Origin of the sequence: Phenylobacterium sp. (assembly GCF_028290885.1) — a bacterium.
Taxonomy (GTDB): Bacteria; Pseudomonadota; Alphaproteobacteria; order Caulobacterales; family Caulobacteraceae; genus Phenylobacterium.
The window spans coordinates 1-3,694 of record NZ_JAQGIZ010000277.1 but is presented as its reverse complement, the minus strand read 5'-3'; the positions used below and the strand labels follow the sequence as shown (position 1 = coordinate 3,694).

Annotated in this window: 2 protein-coding genes; both read right to left on the bottom strand. The window is 69.9% G+C overall.

The annotated features are described in order from the left end of the window. Positions 1-65: 65 nt before the first annotated feature. Entirely contained in the window at positions 66-755 is a 690-nt protein-coding gene (locus JWP28_RS18400; RefSeq protein ID WP_299545217.1) for an Hsp20/alpha crystallin family protein, read from the bottom strand. A 3-nt stretch (positions 756-758) separates the two neighbouring features. Next, positions 759-3,602: an AAA family ATPase gene (locus JWP28_RS18395; RefSeq protein ID WP_299545215.1), complete on the bottom strand. Its 2,844-nt coding sequence runs from the start codon at positions 3,600-3,602 to the stop codon at positions 759-761. Positions 3,603-3,694 lie beyond the last annotated feature (92 nt).

Genomic DNA, 3,694 nt, shown 5'->3' with positions numbered 1-3,694 from the left:
TTCTCTCCCTGGAAAAGAAAGCGCGGAGCGCGTGGGGACTTCGCGCTCCGCGCAGTTTGCCGAGGTCAGGCAGCCTGACCGGCGGCTCGCGCGCCATCCCCCTCGGAGGCGGGGGAGGCGGCGGGGGGCCCTTCGCTCCGGGCCACCGGCACTCGCCGGTTGCGGGCCTGGCGCTCGGATTTCGGGATGACGATCTGCAGGACCCCGTTCTCCAGGGTCGCCTTGACGGCCTGGGCGTCGACCGGCTCGGGCAGGCGGATCGAGCGCTGGAACACGCCGAACAGCCGTTCGGTGACATGCTGGTCGGCCCGTTCGACTTCGCGCTCTTCCTTCTTTTCCGCGCGCACCGTGAGCAGGTCGTCGTCCACGTCGACCTCGACGTCTTGCTCGGAGACGCCGGGCAACTCGACCGACACGCGGAATTCCTTGTCGGTCTCGTGCACGTCCATGCGCGGGGCGATCAGGCCGCCCCGGGCGCCCTGGCCCTCGCCAGCGCGCGAGACGTCTTCGAACAGACGGCTCATCTCGCGCTGAATTAGGCCAAGCGGCGCCCAGCTGGGATCTTCGGTGAAGCGGAAAGGGGTAGGCAGGTTCCTCGCCATGGCATGTCTCCTTTGTTTTCGGGGAGGGGGGTCGTCAGGAATTTCGCGCACCGCGCCGTGCCCCGCCCAGGCGGGCGGGTCGCTGGCCGGGAAGGACTCCTCAAGGGCTTCCTCGACCAGGTCGGGCCGCGGCTCGGCATCGCGCTTGGGCATCGATCAGACTCCCGCCGGGGATTGCGCCGGCGGTTCGGCCGACGGCGGCGGACGCGCCCCATCGCCGGCGGCCCCCTCGGCGGGAGCGCCGTCGCCCTTGCGCGGCTCGGCGCGCTTGTGGGCCGGCTTGTCGGCCGCCGCGTCGCGCCGGGGCTCCAGCACCAGCCGGTGCTGGCCTGCGTCCCAACGGGCCTGGACCCGGTCGCCCTCGTGGATCTGGCCGGCCAGCATCTCGCGGGCGAGCTCGGTCTCCAACGTGGCGCGGATCAGCCGGCGAAGCTCGCGGGCGCCGAACTCGGGCCGGTAGCCGGCGTCGGCGATGTAGGCGACGAGGCTGTCCTCGATCTCCAGCTCGATGCCCTCGCCGTGGGCCGTGCGGCGGACACGCTCCAACTGCATCTCGACGATCTGCCGGATCTGCTCGCGGGTGAGGGCGTGGAAGATGATGATCTCGTCCAGGCGGTTGATGAACTCCGGCCGGAAGTGGAGGCGCAGCGGCTCCATCAGCTCCTCGCGCAGCAGCACGGGATCGGCCGGCTCCTCGCCGCCCGCGCGCAGCCGGCGCTGGATGAGCTCCGAGCCGATGTTGCTGGTGGCGATGATGATGGCGTTGGTGAAGTCCACCACCCGGCCCTTGCCGTCGGTGAGCCGGCCGTCGTCGAAGACCTGCAAGAGGACGTTGTGCACGTCCGGATGGGCTTTCTCGATCTCGTCCAACAGCACCACGCTGAACGGCCGGCGGCGCACACGCTCGGTGAGCTGGCCGCCTTCCTCGTAGCCCACGTAGCCGGGCGGGGCGCCGATCAGCCGGGAGACGGTGTGGCGCTCCATGTATTCGCTCATGTCCAGCCGGACCATGGCGTCCTCGGAGCCGAACACGGCCTCGGCGAGCGCCTTGGCGAGCTCGGTCTTGCCGACCCCGGTGGGGCCCAGGAACAGGAAGTTTGCGATCGGCCCGCGGCCTTCGCGCAAGCCTGCCCGCGCCAGCCGCACGGCGTCGGAGACCGCCTTGACGGCCTCGTCCTGGCCTATGACGCGCTTGTGGAGCTGCTGCTCCAGCTGGGTGAGCCGCTCGCGTTCCTCGACGGTGAGCTCGGAGACCGGGACGCCGGTGAGCTTGGAGACGATCTGGGCGATGTGCTCGACGCGGACCTCCGCGGCGCCGGTGCCGACGCTGCGACGCCAGCGCTCCGAGGCCTCCTCCAGCGCCTTGTTCTTCTCCTCGCAGCGCGACTGGAGGTCCTTGACCCGGTCCTCGCGCTTGCGGGCCTTGGCGCTGTCGAGCTCGCGCTTCAGCTGGCGCACTTCCGACTCCAGCTCCAGCACCTCGGCCGGCCGGGCGGTGGCGTAGATCTTCACTCGCGCCGCCGCCTGGTCGATCAGGTCGATGGCCTTGTCCGGCAGGAAGCGGTTGGTGATGTAGCGCTCTGAAAGCTCGGCCGCGGCGACGATCGCCTCGTCGGTGATCGTGGCCTTGTGGTGCGCCTCGAAGGTGTCGCGCAGGCCGCGCAGGATCATGATGGTCTGGGCAATGGTCGGCTCGGCCACGAACACCGGCTGGAAGCGGCGCTCCAGGGCCGCGTCCTTCTCGATGTACTTCTGGTATTCGTTGAGGGTGGTGGCGCCGATCAGGTTCAGCTCGCCTCGGGCGAGGGCGGGCTTGAATACATTGGCGATGTCCAGCCCGCCCTCGCCGCCGCCCTGGCCAGCGCCCACTATGGTGTGGAGTTCGTCGATGAACAGGATCAGCGCGTCCTTGTGTTCGCCGACCTCCTGCAGGACCTGCTGCGCGCGTTCTTCGAACTCGCCGCGGTACTTCGAGCCGGCGACCATGGAGTTGATGGAGAGCTCCACGAGCCGCTTGTTGCGCAGGGCGTCCGGCGCCTCGCCGGCGACGATCCGCTGGGCGAGGCCCTCGACGATGGCGGTCTTGCCGACGCCGGGCTCGCCGATCAGCACGGGGTTGTTCTTCTTGCGCCGGGCCAGCACCTCGATGGTGGTTTCGATCTCGCCCGCCCGGCCGATCACCGGGTCGAGCTTGCCGTCGCGGGCGAGCTGGGTGAGGTCGCGGCTGTACTTGTCGAGGTTGGGCGTGTTGGTCGGGGTTTCGACCCGGCCTTCCTCGGCCCCGCGCCCGACCACCTTGACGATCTGCTGGCGCAGCGCCTGGGGCGTCAGGCCGTAGCGGCGCAGAACGTCGTTGGCGATGCCCTCTCCCTCTTCGGCCAGGCCGATCAGCAGGTGCTCGGGACCGACGTAGGAATGGCCGAGCTCGTGGGAGGCGGCGAAGGCGCGGCCGAGTGCGCTTTTCACCCGGGGGGTGACTCCGATCTCCTTGGCCTCGTCGCCGGCGTCGCCCCGCGGCGATTCCTGCTCCAGCTGCTGGCGAAGCTCATCGGTGGAGACCTTGAACTGATCGAGCACCGTGCGAACCACATCGCTCTCGGTGAGCGCGAAGAGCAGGTGCTCGGTATCGACCTCGCGGCGCCCGAACTGCAGGGCGCGTTCGGCGGCGGAGTGCAGGATCTCCTTGGCGTGCTCGCTCAGGCGGTCCTCGGGCTCGCCGATCCGCCGGGTCGGCGGACGTTCGGGAACCTCGCTGAAGGACCGGTCCTCCATCGGGCTGGGTCGAGAGCTGAAGAAGCCGCCGCTCTCGCCGAAGAAGTCGTCGAACAGGCTGCTTCGGCCGGCGAACAGGGATTCGAGGGGCGAGGCGGAGCGCTGGCGCGCCGCCAGGCGGCGATAATCCACCTCACAGAGGTTGAGAACCTCGGTCTCGCCGTCGCGGGTCACCCGCGCCCGCACCGTCGCCGGACGCGCGCCGCACAGATCACAGAGCTCGGCCATGGGGTCGCTCCATTCCTTTGCAAGGCGCCGGGTCACCCGGGATCGGGCGGCGGCGGTCTTGCGCCTAGGGCACTGTCCGCGGCCAGTGCGGT